The organism is Novosphingobium sp. BL-S-21 (genome assembly GCF_055521655.1).
The window spans coordinates 1721900-1740824 of sequence record NZ_CM145496.1; the positions used below are offsets into that span (position 1 = coordinate 1721900).

Consider the following 18925-nt stretch of genomic DNA (forward strand, 5'->3'; position numbering starts at 1 on the left):
ATGACCGAATTTCCGATCTGGCGCATTCGCCCGGCGGGCGCCGACGATGCCGATGCGCTGTCCCTCGTGGCCGCCGCGACGTTCCTCGAGAGCTTCGCCGGCCTCGTCGACGGCGCGGGCATCGTCGCGCATTGCCTCAAGCAGCATTCGGCCGAGAACTACCGCAAATACCTGGCCAATGGCGCGCGGGCCTGGCTGGCCGAAGTCGAACCGGGCCATGCCCCGGTCGGCTATGCCCTGCTCTGCCGGCCCGAATTGGAACTGGCGGGTGAAGGCGACCTCGAACTCAAGCGCATCTATCTGTTCTCGCGCTTCCAGGGTTCGATGATGGCCGGCACCATGATGCGGATCGTGCGCGAGGCTGCCGCGACCAGCCACTCCCGGCTGCTGCTGGGCGTGAAGAACGACAATCACCGCGCCCTCGCCTTCTACGCCAAGCACGGCTTCGAAACGATCGGCACCCGGACTTTCGACGTGGGCGGCAAGACCTACGACGATTTCGTGCTCGCGCTCAATTTAGCGAACTGATTCGCTGGCCAACTGATTCAACGAGAACCACACACCATGACCTCGATTCATTCCGGCGCCCGTTTCGTCAACATCGGCGAGCGCACCAACGTCACCGGCTCGGCGAAGTTCAAGAAGCTCATCATGGCCGGCGACTATCCCACCGCCGTCGACGTGGCCCGCCAGCAGGTGGACAACGGCGCGCAGGTGATCGACGTCAACATGGACGAAGGCCTGCTCGACGCGGTCGAGGCCATGACCACCTACCTCAAGCTGATCGCCGCCGAGCCGGATATCGCCCGCGTGCCGGTGATGATCGACAGTTCGAAGTGGGAAGTCATCGAGGCCGGGCTCAAGTGCGTGTCGGGCAAGCCGATCGTCAATTCGATCTCGATGAAGGAAGGCGTCGAACCGTTCCTGGCCCAGGCTCGCAAGTGCATGGATTATGGCGCCGCCGTCGTGGTCATGGCCTTCGATGAGACCGGCCAGGCCGACACCCGCGAGCGCAAGATCGAGATCTGCTCGCGCGCCTACAAGCTGCTGACCGGCATCGGCTTCCCGCCCGAGGACATCATCTTCGACCCCAACGTCTTCGCGGTCGCCACCGGCATCGAGGAGCATGACCGCTACGGGCTGGACTTCATCGAGGCCGTGGTCGAAATCCGCAAGGCCTGCCCGCACGTCCACTTCTCGGGCGGCCTTTCCAACCTCTCGTTCTCGTTCCGCGGCAACGAGACGGTGCGCCGGGCCATGCACTCGGTATTCCTCTATCACGCGATCCCCGCCGGGCTCGACATGGCGATCGTCAACGCCGGCCAGCTGGACGTCTACGACCAGATCGACCCCGCCCTGCGCGAGGCTTGCGAAGACGTCATCATGATGCGCCGCCCCGGCGTGGGCGAGGATGGCAAGACCTCCACCGAACGGCTGATCGAACTGGCCGAGAGCTTCAAGGGCAAGGACGCCGTGGCCGAAAAGGCCGCCGAGGAATGGCGCGGCTGGGACGTGGTCAAGCGCATCGAACACGCGCTGGTACGCGGCATCGACGCTCATGTCGTCGAGGATACCGAGGAAGCCCGCGCCGCGATCGCGGCTCGCGGCGGCCGCCCGATCGAAGTCATCGAAGGCCCGCTGATGGGCGGCATGAACGTGGTCGGCGACCTGTTCGGCTCGGGCAAGATGTTCCTGCCGCAAGTCGTGAAGTCGGCCCGCGTCATGAAGAAGGCCGTGGCCCACCTCATCCCCTTCATCGAGGCGGAAAAGGACGCCAAGACCAAGGCGAAGGGCCGGATCATCATGGCCACCGTCAAGGGCGACGTCCATGACATCGGCAAGAACATCGTCGGCGTCGTGCTTCAGTGCAACGGCTACGAAGTGATCGACCTTGGCGTCATGGTGCCCTGGAGCAAGATCCTCGAGGCCGCCAACGAGCACGAGGCGGACATCATCGGCCTCTCGGGCCTCATCACCCCCTCGCTTGACGAGATGGTGACCGTGGCCGAGGAAATGCAGCGCGCCGGGATGACCATCCCGCTGCTGATCGGCGGCGCCACGACCTCCAAGGTCCACACCGCCCTGCGCATCGATCCCGCCTACGAAGGCCCCGTCGTCCATGTGCTCGACGCCAGCCGCGCGGTCGGCGTCGCCTCGCAGCTGCTGTCCGACACCCAGGCCACCGGCTTCATCACCGCGACGGCGGACGAATACGAGAAAGTCCGCGTGGCCCGCGAAGGCAAGGGTCAAAGCGAACTGCTCTCCATCGCCGACGCCCGCGCCAACGGCTTCTCCGCCGACTTCGCGCAGAAGCCGGGTGCACCGGTGAAGCCCGGCCTCCATGTCTTCGAGGACTGGGACCTCGACGAACTGGTCGAGGTGTTCGACTGGACGCCGTTCTTCCGCGCCTGGGAACTGGCAGGCACTTATCCTGCCATTCTCGAGGACGACGTGGTGGGCGAAAGCGCCCGCAGCCTGTTTGCCGACGCGAAGGCGATGCTCGCGCAGATCGTCGAGGAAAAGTGGCTCACCGCCAAGGGCGTCTGCGCCTTCTGGCCCGCCGCGACCAAGGATGACGACGTGATCGTCGGCGCCGGCGGCATGGACCCGCAAGTCGTCTACGACGCCATCCAGCAGGGCGTCCATGAAGGCCCGGACTTCGTCCGCCTGCCGTTCCTGCGCCAGCAGTTCAAGAAGAGCCGCGGCCGCGCCAACTACTGCCTGTCCGACTTCGTCGATCCGGCGGGCGACTGGCTGGGCGGCTTCGCGGTGGGCATCCACGGCATCGAACCGCACCTCGAACGCTTCCAGGCCGCGCATGACGACTATTCGGACATCCTGCTGAAGGCGCTGGCCGACCGCTTCGCCGAGGCCTTCGCCGAACGCCTGCACCAGCATGTCCGCACGACGCTCTGGGGCTATGCCCCGGACGAGCAGTTCACCAACGAAGCCCTGATCCGCGAGGAATATCGCGGCATCCGCCCGGCGCCCGGCTATCCGGCCTGCCCGGACCATTCGCTGAAGCCGATGCTGTTCGATCTGCTGAAGGCGCAGGACAATGCAGGCATCACCCTGACCGAAAGCCAGGCCATGCTGCCCACCGCTGCCGTCTCGGGCTTCTACTTCGGCCACCCGGAAAGCCAGTATTTCGGCGTGGCCCGCATCGGCCGCGACCAGCTCGAAGACTATGCCGAACGCCGCGACGTGGACCTTGCCGTGGCCGAACGCTGGCTGCGCCCCAACCTCGACTGACAACAAGGTAGGGCATCGAGGCCAGGCATCGAGGTAGGGCATCGCCCGAATTACATGAGCGTGAGACCTTCTTTTCGTCGCCCGACGAAAAGGGGGTCTCACGCTCCAGGAAATGAGGCGTGAGGGCGGCCGGCAACGCACTCATTCGATTGCAATCCGGAAAACTCCCGGAAAAACCCGGCGGTCCCGATTGTCCATTCCGACCGGGCAAGGCATCCATCCCCCCGATAAGAAACATGGGAATGGGGACCCGATGGGGACGACCGAAATCTATCTGATCGCGTTGACGATCATCCTCGGCGCGCCGTACCTGGTATGGCGGCTGCTCCGCACCGAACATTGGGCGCCGCTGGTCGTCGTCCAGATCATCGGCGGCATCCTGCTCGGCCCCGGCGTGCTCGGCCATGCCGCGCCCGCGTTCCATGCCTTCGTCTTCAATCCGCAAGTCATGACCGCGCTTAACGGCGTGGCATGGTGGGCGGTGATGATGTTCGTCTTCGTCGCCGGGGTGGAACTCGATCTGTCCGACGCCTGGAAGCACCGCGGCGAGACCACGCTCACCGCCGCCTGCGCCTTGCTGACGCCGCTGCTGTTCGGATCGATCGCCGCGGCCCTGCTGCTGCGCACGCCCGGATGGATCGGGCCGAAGGGCACTTATCCGCAGGCCGTGCTTGGCGTGGGCATGGCCTGTGCGGTCACGGCGCTGCCGATCCTGGTGCTGCTGATGGAAAAGCTGGGCGTGTTCCGCGAACCGCTCGGCCAGCGGCTGCTGCGCTATGCCAGCCTGGACGATATCGCCATCTGGGGCGTGCTCGCCCTGATCCTCGTCGATTGGGAGCGCGTGGGACGGCAGGGCCTGTTCCTTCTCGCTTTCGCGGCGGCCTCGTTCCTAGTCCGCGCCCTGTTCAAGCGCCTGGGCGAGCAGGACCGGTGGTTCGTGTCGCTGATCTGGCTGCCGCTGGTCAGTTTCGCCGCAGACTGGTCCGGCCTGCACTTCATGGTCGGCGCCTTCCTTGCCGGTGTCGTGCTCGACGCCCGCTGGTTCAGCCGCGAGAAGCTGGACCTGTTCCGCGAATTCCTGCTGCTCACGGTCATGCCGGTATTCTTCCTCAGCACGGGGCTTCGCACCGACTGGGGCATGGGCGGCCTGCTGGTCATGGGCGCGGCGCTGCTGTTCCTGCTGGCCTCGGTGGCAGGCAAGCTGGCCGGCGTGCATCTGGCCGGGCGCCTGCTGGGCTGGAAGAAGGGCGATGCCACGGTGATCGGCTGGATGCTCCAGACCAAGGCCCTGATCATGATCATCTTCGTCAACGTGCTGCTCGACAAGCGAATCATCACGCCCGAGACGTTCACCGCCCTGCTGCTGATGGCGGTCATGAGCACCATGCTGACCGTGCCCATCGTCAAGCCCCGCCTTGCCCGGATGGGGCAGGACGGGGCCGTTTGACCGGAAGCCGATTTCACCCCGGGCCGTTGACGACCTGGCCCACGCCTTCCCGGCCGGACAGTTTCTCCGCCGCCTGCCAGAACGCCTCGACGAAAGCCGCGTCCTCGACCAGGGGATTGGGCTTTCGGCGCGCCCGTTCGAACCAGTAATCGCCGCTCGATTCGCCCGGTTCTGCCGCCGTCGCCAGCCAGATCACCGTATCGGCGCCCTGCGCCGGCGACAGCTTGGGCGCGTCGCCATAGGCGGCCTGGACGCTCTCCGGCGTGTGGGAGAAGAAATTGCTGCCCACCGTGCCGGGGTGGACCGAGTGCGCGACGATCCCATCCTTCGCCAGCCGGGGCGCCAAAGCCCGCGCGTGCAGCACATTGGCAAGCTTGCCGCTGCAATAGGCCGCGCCGGGGCTCCAGTTGTCCAGGTTCTGGAGGTCTTCCAGATTGATCGCGGGAATCATCTCGCTGCCGTCCGAGGCGGTGTTGACGATCCGGACGCTGCCGGCCCCTGCCCCGCCGCTCCTGGCCGCTGCCTGGCGCAGCAGCGGCAGCAGCCTTGCGGTCAAGGCGAAAGGTCCCAGGAAATTCGCCGCGTAGTTCGCCTCGAAACCCTCGGCCGTGATGGCCTGTTCGCGCGCCATGCCGCCCGCATTGTTAACCAGCACGTCCACGCGGTCGACCTTGCCGGCGATCTCGTCCGCCAGACGGTCCACGTCGGCCAGCAACGAGAGATCGGCGCGGAGCATCTCCGCTTCGCCGCCGCCGGCGCCGATCTCGGCCGCAAGCGCCGCCGCGGCTTCGGCGCAGCGCCCGGCATCGCGGCCCACGCCGATCACCCGGAAACCCTGCCGCGCCAGCGCCTTTGCCGTCTCCAGACCGATGCCCGAACTGGCGCCCGTCACCACCGCCACGCGCCCTGATTGTGCTCCAGACCCCATGCTTCACGCTCCTCTCGCTTCTCGTTGCCGCCATTTCGACTACTCGCGCGGCCAAACCGCAAGCGATTGGGGCGGAAACGGAGGAAATCATCGGTTCGGCGGTTTTCAGACCTGCCATCGCTCTGCCATAAGCGCCCCGTGCCAGACGCTGACCCTCTTGCCGATCTCCTGCCTGACGCGCACGAAGCGCTCCATGCCACATTCGGCTTCAACGCCTTTCGCGGCGTGCAGGAACAGGTGGTCACGCGCGCGCTTTCGGGCCGCTCCACCCTGGCGGTGATGCCGACCGGCGCGGGCAAATCGCTGACCTATCAGTTGCCCGCGGTCATGCTGGAGGGCACTTGCGTGGTGGTTTCGCCGCTGATCGCGCTGATGCACGACCAGTTGCGCTCGGCCACTGCCAACGGCATCCGCGCCGCCACGCTGACCAGCGCCGATGCCGATCGCGGCCTCACCATGGACCGCTTCCGCGCGGGCGAACTGGACCTGCTCTACATCGCCCCCGAACGCGCGAGCCAGCCCCATTTCCGTGAGCTGCTCGAACAGTCGCGCGTCGCTCTCTTCGCCATCGACGAAGCGCACTGCGTTTCCGAATGGGGCCACGATTTCCGGCCGGACTACCGCCTGCTGCGGCCCCTGCTGGACGCTTTCCCGCAAGTGCCCCGCCTCGCCCTGACGGCCACGGCAGACCATCATACCCGCACCGACATTCTCGCCCAGCTCGGCATTGCCGAAGAAGGGCTGATCGTCGCCGGGTTCGACCGTCCGAACATCCGCTACACCATCCGCCCGCGCGACAATGCGATGCGGCAGCTGAAAGCGGTGATGGAGGAGAACCCCGGCCCGGGCATCGTCTACGCCCCCACCCGCGCCCGCGTGGAGCAACTGGCCGAGACTCTGGCCTCCGCCACCGGGCGGCGCGTATTGCCCTATCACGCCGGGCTCGATCCCGAAGTGCGCGCCCGCAACCAGGCCGCCTTCGTGGCCTCGGAAGACATGGTCATGGTGGCCACGGTCGCCTTCGGCATGGGCATCGACAAGCCGGACGTGCGCTTCGTCGCCCATGCCGGCATTCCGAAGTCGATCGAGGCCTATTACCAGGAAACCGGCCGCGCCGGGCGCGATGGCGACCCTTCGGTGGCGATGATGTTCTGGGGAGCCGACGATTTCGCCCGCGCCCGCCAGCGCCTCTCCGAGATCGAACCGCACCGGCTGCAAAGCGAACGCCAGCGCCTCGATGCCCTCGCGGGCCTTGTCGAAACCGCCGAATGCCGCCGCGCGGTCCTGCTCCGCCACTTCGGCGAGACGCCCGCGCCTTCCTGCGGAAACTGCGACAATTGCCTGGAGCCGGCAGGCGTGATCGACGTGACGGAAGTGGCGCGCAAGCTGCTTTCGGCCGTCTATCGCACCGGCCAGAGCTATGGGCTGGGCCACCTCGAAAAGGTCCTGACCGGGGCGAGCGACGACCGTGTGCTGCAGCGCGGGCACGACCAGCTTTCGGTCTTCGGCATTCTCACCGAGGAAGAGCAGCCACTGCTCAAGCCGCTGGCCCGCGCACTCCAGGCCCGCGGCAGCCTCTTGCCGACCGAACATGGCGGCCTCTCGCTGGGCGGAGACGCGCGCGAAATCCTCAAGGGTGAGGCTTCGGTGCAGATCGTCGTCCCGCCCAAGCGCGAGAAGAAGCGCCGCGGTGGACGCGGCGCGGCGGACGGCGGCGCCAACCCGGTCGGCGATCCCCTGTTCGATGCCCTGCGCGCCTTGCGCCGCGATCTCGCCCAGGAAGCGGGCGTGCCGCCTTATGTCGTGTTCCATGACGCCACCTTGCGCGAAATGGCCGCCGCGCGCCCATCGTCGCTGGCACAGCTCGGAGAGATCGGCGGCGTCGGCGCCCGCAAGCTGGAAGCCTATGGCGAGGCCTTCCTCGAAGTCCTGCGGCAGTTCTGAACCTTCCCGTTCCGCGCCGAACCGGGTCGATCACGGCTCCGGTCGCCATTTGCCGCCCAAAGCGCTAAAGGGCCCACATGATCCGCATATTGATCGATGCCGACGCCTGCCCGGTGAAGGACGAGACCTACAAGGTCGCAGCCCGCCACAAGGTGCCGGTGGTCGTCGTCAGCAACAGCCCCATCCGCGTTCCGCAAGGCCCGCTGGTCTCGCGCAAGCTGGTGAGCGACGCGTTCGACGCCGCTGACGACTGGATCGTCGAGAACACCGGCCCGGGCACGGTCGTGATCACCGCCGACATCCTGCTGGCCGACCGCTGCCTCAAGCTCGGCGCCGAAGTGGTCGCGCCCAACGGCAAGCCTTTCACCACGTCCTCGATCGGCAGCGCCATCGCCACGCGGGCGATCATGGCCGACCTCAGGGCAGGCGGCGACGTGGTGGGAGGCCCGCCGCCCTTCAGCAAGACCGACCGATCGCGCTTCCTCTCCAGTCTCGACGAGACGCTGGTGCGATTGCAGCGCCGCCAGTTCTAGGCCGCGCGGGCTCATGACGGACCACCGGGAGACGGCTGCCCGCCCAGGGTCCGCGCTGCGGGGCAGACGGCACGCAGGCCGGGAAACGATCGCCTAGCCCAGCCGGTAGGGCGTGGGATCGCCGCGTTCACGGATCAGCATCTGCCGCGCATCCTTGCGCAGGCGCAGGCAGACTTCTTCGCGGGCTTCGTCGCCCAGCCTTTCGGGAAATCCGCGAAGCGCCGCCTCGTATCCGTGTTCGACGAGCGCATCCAGCACCGCCGCTTCATCGGTTTCGAAAGCCCGCGCCATCAACTTGAGGGTGCGGACGGTTTCGCGAAATTCGAAATCGGTAAGGCGGCCGGATTCGAACTCTTCCTTGCGAAGCAGCGCCCGCCGCAGATCCCACACCATGATCGGCCTCCCCAAGGAAACCGCGAACCGGTCCAAGGTCGTGAACGCAGGAATAGCGCCATCGAGGTTTGAGGTGAAATGGTTCGGCGCCAGGCGGTAAGCCGCAGGAATAACCCGTTGGTTCAGAGGCTCCCGGCATCGCGAGAGACCTTTTCGGGCAAACCCGGACGGCCCGCCAAGATTGCGCCGCTTATGCGGTCACGGCCTAATCCTCGCGGCCGTCGAAGGAAACCGGCACGGCCAGGCGGAATGGCAGGTCGGGGGAGGCGATGCGCGATTCCGTGCCGTTGTCGTGGATCAGGACGGCCCGTCCGACGCCCGGCGTCGCCACAACGGCAACGACACTATCCACCCATGCGTGCAGCAACGCCTTGGCGCGTGCGAGTTCGGAAGCTTCGCGGGTCGTGGTGCCGGATGCTTCGAGTTCGGCTTCCAGCTCGGCAATGCGCGAGGTGGCTTCCGCGATACGATCGCCGTGAGCGCCGTCACCCGAGGAGCTGCCACCCAAGGAGCTGCCGCCCAAGGAACTGCCGGCGCCGCTGCCGGTCTCTTCGCTGGCCTGTTCGCTCATGCTCTGGTCCTCCGCGCCCGGATGGTTCTTGTTGCCTGACGACTAGGTGGCCACCGGGACCAAGAGAGGCAAGGCCCCGGCAATCGCTCTCGCGGTAACCGGGGCCCTGGAACGTCTTTCCGCGATCGACGCGGATTTCGCAGGTCAGAGAGGATTGTCGAGCTTGATGATCTCTTCCTCGCTGGCACGCTGGGTCGTCTTGAGCTGGCGCGGGCCGGCAAAGCTGTCGAGCACCGGCTTGTCGCGGGCATAGAGATCGTCGAACGGCTTGAGCTGGCCGTCGATCGAGCGGGCATACGTGAAATAGGTGAGGTAGACCGGGAAGGTCCGCGTCATCTCGACCTTGGTATAGTCGCCCGAGCGGGAGATCTCGGCGGCTTCGGCGGCGGTCTTCTTGGCGCCGAGGATCGCCATGGTCATGCCCAGTTCCACGGCGCGCTCGGTGCGGATGCAGCCGTGGCTGAAGGCGCGAACGTCCGAGTTGAAATACTGCTTCGACGGGGTGTCGTGCAGGTAGATCGCGTGGGGGTTGGGCATGTCGATCTTCATCAGGCCGAGCGAGTTGTTGGCGCCCGGCTGCTGGACCACGGTGATCGTGCCGTCGCCGTTCTTGGTGGCCTTGTAGCCTGCCGAACGCGCCCAGCCGGGGTTGTTCAGAACTTTGGCGCCCAGGCCTTCGCCCTTCACGATCGATTGCGGCACGGTCCAGGTGGGGTTGAAGACCACTGCGCTCACCGTCTCGGCCAACTGCGGCGTGGCCGTGCGGCCGGGCTTGCCGACCACGGTCTTGTAGCTGCGGATGATCTTGTTCTTGACCACCAGGCGGAGCTGGAATTCCGGAATGTTGGTCATCAGGTAGACGTCGCCCAGGTCGCGGGCGAGCCAGCGCCAGCGGTCCATGTTGGCCTGGATCAGCGCGCGGCGCGCCTTGTTGGCCATGGGCGTGGCGTTGAGATCAGCCTTGAGCGCGGCATAGTCGGGGTTGGTCGGCGCGAGCTTGTCCACCACGCCGGCCACATCATGCTCGGAAAGCGACTGCGCCATGATCTGCGCGGTGGGCATCACGTCCTGGTCGGGGTCTACCGCAAACCACTGCACGCGGGCCTTCATCGGGGTGCGGCCGTCGCGCAGATCCTCGATCAGCCAGCCGAACACGCGGCTTGCCGGCGCGTCAAGCTCGTCGCCTTCGCCCTTGGCGATCGCGGCGCGCAAGGCCGAGGGCTGGTAGTCGGCCGGCACGAGACCTTCCTTGCCGATATATTCTACAGTGGCGAGCAGGGCCTTGGCGTCCGCCATGGACCAGGCCATGACCGGCTCGGCCACGACGACGTCCTGCACCACCGGCTGCGAAACCGTGGGGATCGCAGTGGGAACCACGGCAGGCGGGACCACCGGCTGCACCGCTGCCGGGCGCGTGGCCGTCTTGGCGGCGGGCTTCGCAGTCGCCGTAGGTTTGGGCGTTGGTGTGGGCGTGGGGGTCGCCTGCGTGGTCGGCAGAATAGAGGTGGGCGCCGAGACGGTCTTCTTCTTCGCCGCATCGGCCTTGGAGGACGCGGTCTTGGTATCCGTCTTTCCGTCCGACTTCTGGGCCAGAGCCGGCTGCGCTGCAAGACCCGTCGCCGCCATGACCGCCAGCACGCTGCAACCGAACCTCATGAAACTCGCCATTGTGATCTGAACCTGCCCTTGGTGATGCTGGAATGATATCGAGGGAAACGCAGCCAAGGATAACTGGCTGCAGACCTTGCCGCTTTGCCCCCATATAGTGCCTTCTTCAAGGATTTCGCCTGTCCCTGCGATGAATTGCTTGCATTGGCGCTTGCGCGGGGCCGCGCGGGAGACGAGAGCCGGGGCCTGATGAGCGCTCCTGCCGCCCCTGATATAGAGTCTTCGCCCGGCTCGCCGCTCGGCCTGCACCCCGCCGGTCGCCACTCGGCGCTGCCGGTGCTGGCCGTCATTGCCGGGATCGCCACGTTCAGCGCCATGGACGCGATGATAAAGGGCGCCGGGCTCGCGGTGGGCGTCTATACGGCGCTGCTGCTGCGCAATCTCTTCGGCACGGTCATGACGTTCCCGCTCTGGCTCTCGGCCGGGCGGCCACTGCCTTCCCGCGCGGTGCTGAAGGTCCATGCCCTGCGCGCGGCGATCACTTCGGCCATGGCCGCACTCTTTTTCTATGGCCTGGTACGAATTCCTATGGCCGAGGGAATCGCCATTTCCTTCGTGTCCCCGATCATTGCGCTCTATTTCGCAGCGCTTTTCCTGGGCGAGACGATCCGGCCGCGTGCCGTCGTCGCTTCGCTGCTGGGCATTCTGGGCGTGCTGGTGATCACTGCCGGCCGGCTCGGATCGGGCGCCTATTCTGACGAAGCGATCGCGGGCACGGCGGCGATCCTGCTCTCGGCCGTGTTCTACGCCATGAACCTGGTGCTCCAGCGCAAACAGGCGCTTCTGGCCAGGCCGGTAGAGATCGCGCAGTTCCAGAACCTGCTGGTAACGTTGATTTTCCTGGTGTTTTCGCCCTGGCTTGCGGTCATGCCCGATCCCCGCAGCCTGCTGCTGATCCTGGCCGGCGCCGTGCTGGCGACATGCGCGCTGCTGTTCCTGTCCTGGGGCTATGCCCGCGCCGAGACGCAAGTGCTGCTGCCGATCGAGTATACCGGCTTTTTCTGGGCCGCCCTGCTTGGCTGGCTGATGTTCGGAGAGCGCCTTGATCTCGCAACTGTTGCCGGCACGATACTGATCGTTATCGGCTGCTGGACAGGTGCACGCAACGCAAGAGTCGAGTCCCAGGTACCACGCAAGCCCCCCTTGACCTGAGGGCCGCGAGCGCGCATCGGCGGGGCCGAAGAATCCGCTTGTCGCGATGCAGCACGGCGATCATTTTCGGAACCTGGGCTAGTGGGTTGCGAAATAGCCGCTCTTCTCGTGGCACGCTCCATACAGAAGGGGATAATACCCAAATGACCCAGGTCGGACAGGACACGCTCGGCACCCGCAGCACCATGACAGTCGGCGGCAAGCAGATCGCCTACTACTCCCTCAAGAAAGCCGCCGAAAAGATCGGCGACGTTTCGCGCCTTCCCTTCTCGATGAAGGTCCTTCTCGAGAACCTCCTGCGCTTCGAAGACGGCGGCTTCACCGTCGCCACCAAGGACATCCAGGCGATTGCCGACTGGCAGAAGAACCCTGCCACGGGCGAGGAAATCCAGTACCGCCCGGCCCGCGTTCTGCTTCAGGACTTCACCGGCGTGCCCTGCGTGGTCGACCTGGCCGCGATGCGCGACGCCATCGCCACCCTCGGCGGCGACACCAGCAAGATCAACCCGCTGGTCCCCGTGAACCTGGTGATCGACCACTCGGTCATGGTCGACGAATTCGGCCACCCCAAGGCGTTCGAAGAGAACGTGGAAATCGAATACCAGCGCAACATGGAGCGCTACGACTTCCTCAAGTGGGGCTCGAAGTCGCTCGACAACTTCTATGCCGTTCCCCCGGGCACCGGCATCTGCCACCAGGTCAACCTGGAGAACATCGCCAAGACCGTGTGGTCCAGCGAAGACCAGAACGGTGAGCTGGTCGCCTATCCCGACACCTGCGTCGGCACTGACAGCCACACCACCATGGTCAACGGCCTAGGCGTGCTGGGCTGGGGCGTCGGCGGCATCGAGGCGGAAGCCGCAATGCTCGGCCAGCCGGTCTCGATGCTCATCCCCGAAGTCGTCGGCTTCAAGCTGACCGGCGAACTGAAGGAAGGCGTGACCGCCACCGATCTCGTGCTGACCTGCACCGCCATGCTGCGCAAGCACGGCGTGGTCGGCCGCTTCGTCGAATACTTCGGCCCCGGCCTCGCCTCGCTGTCGCTGGCCGACCGTGCGACGCTTGCCAACATGGCCCCGGAATACGGCGCCACCTGCGGCTTCTTCGGCATCGACGACAAGACGATCGACTACCTGCGCCTCACCGGCCGCGAGGAAGAGCAGATCGCCCTCGTCGAAGCCTATGCCAAGGAGCAGGGCTTCTGGATCGACCCGGCCGCCGCCGACCCGATCTTCTCCTCGACCCTCGAACTCGACATGTCGACCGTGGTGCCTTCGCTCGCCGGCCCGAAGCGTCCGCAGGACTGGGTCGCGCTTCCCGACGTGGATGACGTGTTCAACAAGGACATGGCCGAGACCTACAAGAAGACCGCCGCCCGCGTTCCCGTGGAAGGCAAGGACTTCGACATCGGTGACGGCGACGTCATGATCGCCGCCATCACCAGCTGCACCAACACCTCGAATCCGGGCGTGCTGGTTGCCGCCGGTCTCGTCGCCAAGAAGGCCGACGAACTGGGCCTGAAGCCCAAGCCCTGGGTCAAGACCTCGTTGGCGCCGGGTTCGCAGGTCGTCACCGACTACCTCGAGAAGGCCGGTCTCCAGTCGCACCTCGACAACATCGGCTTCAACCTCGTCGGTTACGGCTGCACCACCTGCATCGGCAACTCGGGCCCGCTCGCGGAGCCGATCTCGAAGGCGATCAACGAGAACGGCCTGGTCGCCAGCGCCGTGATCTCGGGCAACCGCAACTTCGAAGGCCGCGTCAGCCCCGACGTGCGCGCCAACTTCCTGGCCTCGCCGCCGCTGGTCGTTGCCTACGCCCTGAAGGGCACCGTGGTGGAAGACTTCACCACCACCCCGATCGGCGTGAGCAAGGACGGCACGGACGTGTTCCTCAAGGACATCTGGCCGACCAACCTCGAAGTCAGCACCACGATGAACGCCTGCGTCGATCGCGGCATGTTCCAGGCCCGCTATGCAGACGTCTACAAGGGCGACAAGCACTGGCAGGCGATCAACGTCGTCGGTTCGGACACCTACTCGTGGCGCGCCGGTTCGACGTATGTCGCCAACCCGCCGTACTTCGAGGGCATGGAAATGACCCCGGCGCCGGTGAACGACATCATCGAGGCCAAGCCCCTGCTGATCCTCGGCGATTCGATCACCACCGACCACATCTCGCCGGCCGGCTCGATCAAGGCCGACAGCCCGGCGGGCCAGTGGCTGATGGAGCACCAGGTCGCCAAGGCGGACTTCAACTCCTACGGTTCGCGCCGTGGCCACCACGAAGTCATGATGCGCGGCACTTTCGCCAACATCCGCATCCGCAACGAGATGGTCCCCGGCATCGAAGGCGGCATGAGCCGCTTCGGTGAAGAGGTTCTGCCGGTCTACGACGTCGCGCAGAAGTACAAGGAGCAGGGCACGCCGATGGTGGTCGTGGCCGGCAAAGAGTACGGCACCGGTTCGTCGCGCGACTGGGCGGCCAAGGGCACCAACCTGCTGGGCGTCCGCGCCGTGATCGTCGAGAGCTTCGAGCGTATCCACCGCTCGAACCTGGTCGGCATGGGCGTGCTTCCGCTTCAGTTCAAGGACGGCGACAGCCGCCAGTCGCTCGGCCTGACCGGCGACGACGCCTTCACGATCAAGGGCGTCGCCAGCCTCAAGCCGCGCCAGGACGTGGAAGTGGAAGTGACCCGTCCGGACGGCTCGACCTTCACCTTCACCGCGCTGTGCCGCATCGATACCGCCAACGAAGTGGAATACTTCAACAACGGCGGCATCCTGCAGTACGTGCTGCGCAAGCTGGCTGCCTAAACAGCCGCCAGCCGCAAGGCTGAGAAAAACCCCGTCCCGCGTTCGCGCGGGGCGGGGTTTTCTTTTGGGAGAAGATGTCCGGCCGCCCCGCCAGGCCGCAGAGAGCATTTCCGGCGCGCGAAGCGGCTTGCTTCCACACGCCCGGTCCGCACACGAAAAAGGGGTGAGCGCCCCCCGACGCTCACCCCCGTCTCCAGCTGGCCGCGTATCGCGGCGCGCTGGCTGGCTGCCCTCAGCCGGACTTCTTGCGCACCAGACGCTGGCGGCCGACTACCGCTGCCGCAGCCGCGCCGAACAGGATCAGCATCGGCGGGGCGGGAACGTCGGTCGGCGGCGTGGTCGGCGGCGGATTGTCGCCGCCCGAGGATGTCGAGGTAGAGCTGGAGGTCGAGGACGACGTCGAACTGGAGCTGCTCGACGACGAGGACGTGGAGCTGGACGAGCTTGTGCTGGTCGAGACGTTGCCCGAGCTGGACGAACTGGTGCTGGTAGAAACATTGCCCGAGCTGGAAGAGCTGGTGCTCGTCGAGACGTCGCCCGAGCTGGACGATGTCGTCGTCGAGGTGATGCCCCCGGTCGTCGTGGTCAGTCCGCCGGTGGTGGTCGTGGTCGTCAGGCCGCCGGTCGAGCTGGAGGACGAGGTGGAACCGCCCGTCGTGGTGGTGGTCAATCCGCCGGTGGACGAAGAGCCCGAGGTGGAGCCGCCGCTGGAGGTGGACGAAATGATGACGTTGCCGCCGCCCGATCCGCCGCCGCCGAAGAAACCACCGAAGAAGCCGCCTCCGAAACCGCCGAAGCCGCCGCCACCGCCGCCGACCACCACCGGGGCACCGCCGCTGCCGCCCGCATAGGACGGCGCCGGGGCGGGCGGGATATAGGGCGGGGGAAGCGGGACGGAGACCATCTGCGGCACGTCGGGCCGCGGGATGATGCGGCGCGCGCGCTTCACTTCGCGCGGCGGATCCTTGCGGACGATCCGCTTGGCCGGATGGCGCGGCTTCGCCGTCTTGGCCATCTTGACCTTGCGGTACTCGACCGACTTGCGCTGCGTCTCGGCCACATGGACCGCGCCACCGCCGATGATAGCGCAGCCTGCCGCACAGGCAGACAGTTTAGCGAGGGCCATACGAACCGACATGATCGTCTCTCTCTTCGTTCTGTTCGGCCCTGCCCGTTCGGGAATATGCCCGAAGGGGAACACGGGAGCCGACTTGCCCTGAACAAACGCAGAGAGCGGTTAACGGAACAATGGCATTTACCGAGATTCGACAGCGCCGAGGCAGAAAATGCGTTAGTTTTCGGAGGTAACGCGCAAGCTGTACCGAACCGGGACTATCCGAAGGCCCATCTGTAAACGCCCCCGACAGTTTGTTGCGCGGAACGCGTGCGCGTTCAGTCCCCGTCCGAATCGAACAGTGCCCCCTGCGGCCCCTGTCCGCTGCCGCCATTCGGCGGCGTCATGCCCAGGTGCGTCCAGCCCCGGTCGTTGAGGCATCGGCCCCTTGCCGTGCGGGCGATGAGGCCCAGCTGGATGAGGTAGGGCTCGATCACTTCCTCGATCGTGTCGCGCGGTTCGGACAGGCCCGCCGCCAGCGTTTCGACGCCCACCGGGCCGCCCTTGTAGATGCCGGCGATCATCTGCAGGTAGCGGCGATCCTGCGCGTCGAGACCGATGGAATCCACTTCCAGGCGGGTCAGGGCATCGTCGGCGATTTCGTGCGTGATGACGTCGGAGCCGGCGACATGGGCAAAGTCGCGCACACGGCGCATCAGGCGCCCCGCGACACGCGGCGTGCCGCGCGAGCGGCGCGCGATCTCGGTCGCCCCGCCCTTGTCCATGCCGATGCCCAGCAGGTTGGCGCCGCGCGTGACGACTTTCTCCAGCTCTTCCACGGAGTAGAACTGCAGGCGCACCGGAATGCCGAAGCGATCGCGCAGCGGGGTCTGGAGCAGGCCCTGCCGCGTCGTGGCACCCACCAGCGTGAAGGGCGGCAAGTCGATCCGCACCGAGCGCGCCGAAGGCCCCTCGCCGATGATGAGGTCCAGCGCGCGATCTTCCATCGCCGGGTAGAGCACTTCCTCGACCACGGGATTGAGGCGGTGGATCTCGTCGATGAACAGCACGTCGCCATGCTCGAGATTGGTCAGCAGCGCCGCCAGGTCGCCCGCCTTGGCGATCACCGGGCCGCTGGTGGCGCGGAACCCCACGCCCAGTTCCCGCGCGATAATCTGCGCCAAGGTCGTCTTGCCGAGGCCGGGAGGCCCGAAGAACAAGGTATGATCCATCGCCTCGCGCCGCGACTTGGCGCTCTCGATGAAGACGCGAAGGTTGTCCTTCGCCGCCGCCTGCCCGACGAATTCCGCCAGAGTCTTGGGCCGCAGGGCCGCATCGGCGTCCTCAGGCTGGCGGGTTGGGGTAAGGATGGGGTTATCGGTCATGGGTTGGGCATCTGACGAGGAATGGAACCCGAAACGGGTGCAGGGTGACGAAGTTCTCTACGGAGCCGCGCCCGGCGGATTGCAGCCATCATCCCGCCGCCTTCTTCAGCGCCACGCGAACGAGGTCGTTGAGCCCCGCATCCTCGCCCAGTTCCTCCACGGCCTTGCCGACCGCCATGCTGGCCACCGCGGGCTTGAAGCCGAGGTTCTGGAGCGCGGAAACGGCATCCGCGCTGGAAAAACCGGCAGGCGCGGCGGCCGAGGCCAGACCGGGCGTGCCCGGTGCGGTGGGCATGCCGCCGGCCTTGTCCTTGAGTTCGTTGACGATGCGGCTGGCCAGCTTCGGCCCGACGCCGTTGGCGCGCGCGACCATGGCGGAATCGCCGCCGGCGCAGGCGCGCTGCAGTTCCTCGGTCGTCAGGGCGGAGAGGATCGCCAGCGCCACTTTCGAACCGACGCCCTGCACGGCCGTCAACAGGCGGAACCAGTTGCGCTCCGCACCGCTGGTGAAGCCGATGAGGCGCTGGTCGGTCTCGGAAACCTGCATCTCGGTATGGACGACGACCTTGTCCCCCCGGATGCCGAGATGGTCGAGCGTACGCGCCGAACAATGGACAAGATAACCGACGCCGTTCACGTCGATGATCGCCCAGTCGGGGCCGGTGTCGTCTAGCAGACCTGTAAGCTTGGCGATCATGGTTTGTTCCTATGACAGGAACGATCGCGCGACGCCAGCCCCGCCGGGCGCCTTCAGGTGTTTGCCTGTTGATCTTCGGAAACCTGGTCCCACGGTCGGTAATAGAGCGCTGCGCAGGCCTGCGCCATCACGCCGCCGGTCACCGACAGGTCGTCCTTCCAGGCGTCGGTCACGAAATCGAGTGTCGAAAGGTGGCGATCCTCGAAATACATGGCATGCACGTCCGCCCGGCCGGCACCGTAGACGATCCGGCTGACCCCCGCCCAGATCGCCGCCATCGTGCACATTCCGCAAGGTTGCAGCGTGGAATAGAGCGTCGCCCCCTCCACGCGCATCGCGCCCACGGCCCGGCCGGCAAGGCGAAAGGCTTCGATCTCGGCATGGGCGGTGGCGTCGCAGCGCTCGGCCGTGCGGTTGACGCCGGCCGCGATCAGCTTTCCATCGAGCACGACGAGCGCGGCAATCGGGGTGTTGGCAGGATCGGTGCCCTTTTCGGCCACGGCGATGCGGATCGCCTCGGCCATCCAGCGGGCATCGGCCCGGTCTTCATCGCTGCCTCGTTCTTCGCCGTGCGGTTCCATGACGCGCACAACGCGCTGACCTAACGGTGGCTCCCGAGCATGTTGGCATGCGTGATGGCCACGGCCAGGGCGTCGGAGGCGTCCTCGCCCGCCAGCTTCACGCCGGGCAGCAGCACTTTCAGCATGTGCTGGATCTGCTTCTTGTCGGCGCCGCCGGTGCCGACGAGCGCCTTCTTGATGACCTTGGTGGAGTATTCGGCCACCGGCAAACCGGCCCGCGCGATCGACAGCATGGCGACACCGCGCGCCTGCCCCAGCTTCAGCGTCGACTGCGGGTTCACGTTGACGAAGACCTCCTCCACTGCGCCCGCATCGGGCCGGTGGAGGAGAATCACGTCGGTGAGCGCGGCATCGAGCTCGACCAGCCGCTCGGCCATGCCGGCCTTCGCGTCGGTGCGGATCTGCCCGTTGGCAACGTGGCTGAGGCGGCTGCCGCTCTTGGCGACCACGCCCCAGCCCGTGCAGGTGAGCCCCGGATCGAGGCCGATGATGATCACGGCTGGG

At 66.4% G+C, this 18925-nt stretch carries 16 protein-coding genes; 7 read left to right on the forward strand and 9 right to left on the reverse strand.

The window, feature by feature from the left end:
* From ACZ1J6_RS16590 to ACZ1J6_RS16600, 3 genes are all read left to right on the forward strand, one after another.
* The gene (locus tag ACZ1J6_RS16590) at window positions 1-528 is read left to right on the forward strand and encodes a GNAT family N-acetyltransferase (RefSeq protein ID WP_132264743.1); all 528 of its coding nucleotides are present in this window, start codon (window positions 1-3) and stop codon (window positions 526-528) included.
* Between the two features lie 36 nt (window positions 529-564).
* Window positions 565-3252: a methionine synthase gene (metH, locus tag ACZ1J6_RS16595; RefSeq protein WP_465127547.1), complete on the forward strand. Its 2688-nt coding sequence runs from the start codon at window positions 565-567 to the stop codon at window positions 3250-3252.
* 253 nt (window positions 3253-3505) lie between these two features.
* Window positions 3506-4699 (forward strand): cation:proton antiporter, encoded by a 1194-nt coding sequence (locus ACZ1J6_RS16600; RefSeq protein ID WP_465127548.1) that lies wholly within the window; start codon window positions 3506-3508, stop codon window positions 4697-4699.
* Window positions 4700-4712: 13 nt separating this feature from the next.
* Here the strand turns inward: ACZ1J6_RS16600 and ACZ1J6_RS16605 are convergent, their stop codons facing one another.
* Window positions 4713-5627, reverse strand: a complete 915-nt coding sequence (locus ACZ1J6_RS16605) for an SDR family NAD(P)-dependent oxidoreductase (protein ID WP_314464992.1) — start codon at window positions 5625-5627, stop codon at window positions 4713-4715.
* Window positions 5628-5765: 138 nt separating this feature from the next.
* On the opposite strand from ACZ1J6_RS16605, the gene recQ reads away from it, so the two are divergent.
* Both recQ and ACZ1J6_RS16615 read left to right on the forward strand, forming a co-directional pair.
* Window positions 5766-7571, forward strand: coding sequence for a DNA helicase RecQ (gene recQ, locus ACZ1J6_RS16610; RefSeq protein ID WP_207912876.1), 1806 nt, complete (start codon window positions 5766-5768; stop codon window positions 7569-7571).
* Window positions 7572-7648: 77 nt separating this feature from the next.
* The gene (locus ACZ1J6_RS16615; RefSeq protein ID WP_208324870.1) at window positions 7649-8104 is read left to right on the forward strand and encodes a YaiI/YqxD family protein; all 456 of its coding nucleotides are present in this window, start codon (window positions 7649-7651) and stop codon (window positions 8102-8104) included.
* Between the two features lie 93 nt (window positions 8105-8197).
* Here the strand turns inward: ACZ1J6_RS16615 and ACZ1J6_RS16620 are convergent, their stop codons facing one another.
* The 3 genes from ACZ1J6_RS16620 to ACZ1J6_RS16630 form a co-directional block, all read right to left on the reverse strand.
* Window positions 8198-8497, reverse strand: a complete 300-nt coding sequence (locus ACZ1J6_RS16620; protein ID WP_465127549.1) for a hypothetical protein — start codon at window positions 8495-8497, stop codon at window positions 8198-8200.
* Between the two features lie 205 nt (window positions 8498-8702).
* Window positions 8703-9068: a hypothetical protein gene (locus ACZ1J6_RS16625; protein ID WP_465127550.1), complete on the reverse strand. Its 366-nt coding sequence runs from the start codon at window positions 9066-9068 to the stop codon at window positions 8703-8705.
* Window positions 9069-9212: 144 nt separating this feature from the next.
* The gene (locus ACZ1J6_RS16630) at window positions 9213-10736 is read right to left on the reverse strand and encodes a L,D-transpeptidase family protein (RefSeq protein WP_465127551.1); all 1524 of its coding nucleotides are present in this window, start codon (window positions 10734-10736) and stop codon (window positions 9213-9215) included.
* Window positions 10737-10925: 189 nt separating this feature from the next.
* Between ACZ1J6_RS16630 and ACZ1J6_RS16635 the strand changes: the two genes are divergently transcribed.
* Complete coding sequence (locus tag ACZ1J6_RS16635) at window positions 10926-11888, forward strand: DMT family transporter (RefSeq protein ID WP_465127552.1); 963 nt, start codon at window positions 10926-10928, stop codon at window positions 11886-11888.
* 143 nt (window positions 11889-12031) lie between these two features.
* The gene (gene acnA / locus ACZ1J6_RS16640; RefSeq protein ID WP_132264729.1) at window positions 12032-14704 is read left to right on the forward strand and encodes an aconitate hydratase AcnA; all 2673 of its coding nucleotides are present in this window, start codon (window positions 12032-12034) and stop codon (window positions 14702-14704) included.
* Between the two features lie 232 nt (window positions 14705-14936).
* Here acnA and ACZ1J6_RS16645 read toward each other — a convergent pair whose 3' ends face one another.
* The 5 genes from ACZ1J6_RS16645 to ruvC form a co-directional block, all read right to left on the reverse strand.
* Window positions 14937-15842 carry a PEP-CTERM sorting domain-containing protein gene (locus tag ACZ1J6_RS16645; protein WP_314465003.1) on the reverse strand — a complete coding sequence of 302 codons (906 nt, stop codon included), beginning with the start codon at window positions 15840-15842 and terminating at the stop codon, window positions 14937-14939.
* Between the two features lie 254 nt (window positions 15843-16096).
* Window positions 16097-17143, reverse strand: coding sequence for a Holliday junction branch migration DNA helicase RuvB (gene ruvB, locus ACZ1J6_RS16650; RefSeq protein ID WP_132264725.1), 1047 nt, complete (start codon window positions 17141-17143; stop codon window positions 16097-16099).
* A gap of 88 nt (window positions 17144-17231) precedes the next feature.
* On the reverse strand, window positions 17232-17840 hold the full coding sequence (gene ruvA, locus ACZ1J6_RS16655; RefSeq protein ID WP_132264723.1) for a Holliday junction branch migration protein RuvA: 609 nt from the start codon (window positions 17838-17840) through the stop codon (window positions 17232-17234).
* A gap of 53 nt (window positions 17841-17893) precedes the next feature.
* Entirely contained in the window at window positions 17894-18421 is a 528-nt protein-coding gene (locus ACZ1J6_RS16660; protein ID WP_465127553.1) for a nucleoside deaminase, read from the reverse strand.
* A gap of 20 nt (window positions 18422-18441) precedes the next feature.
* Window positions 18442-18918, reverse strand: coding sequence for a crossover junction endodeoxyribonuclease RuvC (ruvC, locus tag ACZ1J6_RS16665; RefSeq protein WP_132264722.1), 477 nt, complete (start codon window positions 18916-18918; stop codon window positions 18442-18444).
* Between the last annotated feature and the right edge of the window lie 7 nt (window positions 18919-18925).

Coding starts and splice junctions, on each gene's coding strand:
- ACZ1J6_RS16590 (WP_132264743.1), top strand. CDS start 1: ATGACCGAATTTCCGATCTGGCGCATTCGCCCGGCGGGCGCCGACGAT.
- metH (WP_465127547.1), top strand. CDS start 565: ATGACCTCGATTCATTCCGGCGCCCGTTTCGTCAACATCGGCGAGCGC.
- ACZ1J6_RS16600 (WP_465127548.1), top strand. CDS start 3,506: ATGGGGACGACCGAAATCTATCTGATCGCGTTGACGATCATCCTCGGC.
- ACZ1J6_RS16605 (WP_314464992.1), bottom strand. CDS start 5,627: ATGGGGTCTGGAGCACAATCAGGGCGCGTGGCGGTGGTGACGGGCGCC.
- ACZ1J6_RS16615 (WP_208324870.1), top strand. CDS start 7,649: ATGATCCGCATATTGATCGATGCCGACGCCTGCCCGGTGAAGGACGAG.
- ACZ1J6_RS16620 (WP_465127549.1), bottom strand. CDS start 8,497: ATGGTGTGGGATCTGCGGCGGGCGCTGCTTCGCAAGGAAGAGTTCGAA.
- ACZ1J6_RS16625 (WP_465127550.1), bottom strand. CDS start 9,068: ATGAGCGAACAGGCCAGCGAAGAGACCGGCAGCGGCGCCGGCAGTTCC.
- ACZ1J6_RS16630 (WP_465127551.1), bottom strand. CDS start 10,736: ATGGCGAGTTTCATGAGGTTCGGTTGCAGCGTGCTGGCGGTCATGGCG.
- ACZ1J6_RS16635 (WP_465127552.1), top strand. CDS start 10,926: ATGAGCGCTCCTGCCGCCCCTGATATAGAGTCTTCGCCCGGCTCGCCG.
- acnA (WP_132264729.1), top strand. CDS start 12,032: ATGACCCAGGTCGGACAGGACACGCTCGGCACCCGCAGCACCATGACA.
- ACZ1J6_RS16645 (WP_314465003.1), bottom strand. CDS start 15,842: ATGTCGGTTCGTATGGCCCTCGCTAAACTGTCTGCCTGTGCGGCAGGC.
- ruvB (WP_132264725.1), bottom strand. CDS start 17,143: ATGACCGATAACCCCATCCTTACCCCAACCCGCCAGCCTGAGGACGCC.
- ruvA (WP_132264723.1), bottom strand. CDS start 17,840: ATGATCGCCAAGCTTACAGGTCTGCTAGACGACACCGGCCCCGACTGG.
- ACZ1J6_RS16660 (WP_465127553.1), bottom strand. CDS start 18,421: ATGGAACCGCACGGCGAAGAACGAGGCAGCGATGAAGACCGGGCCGAT.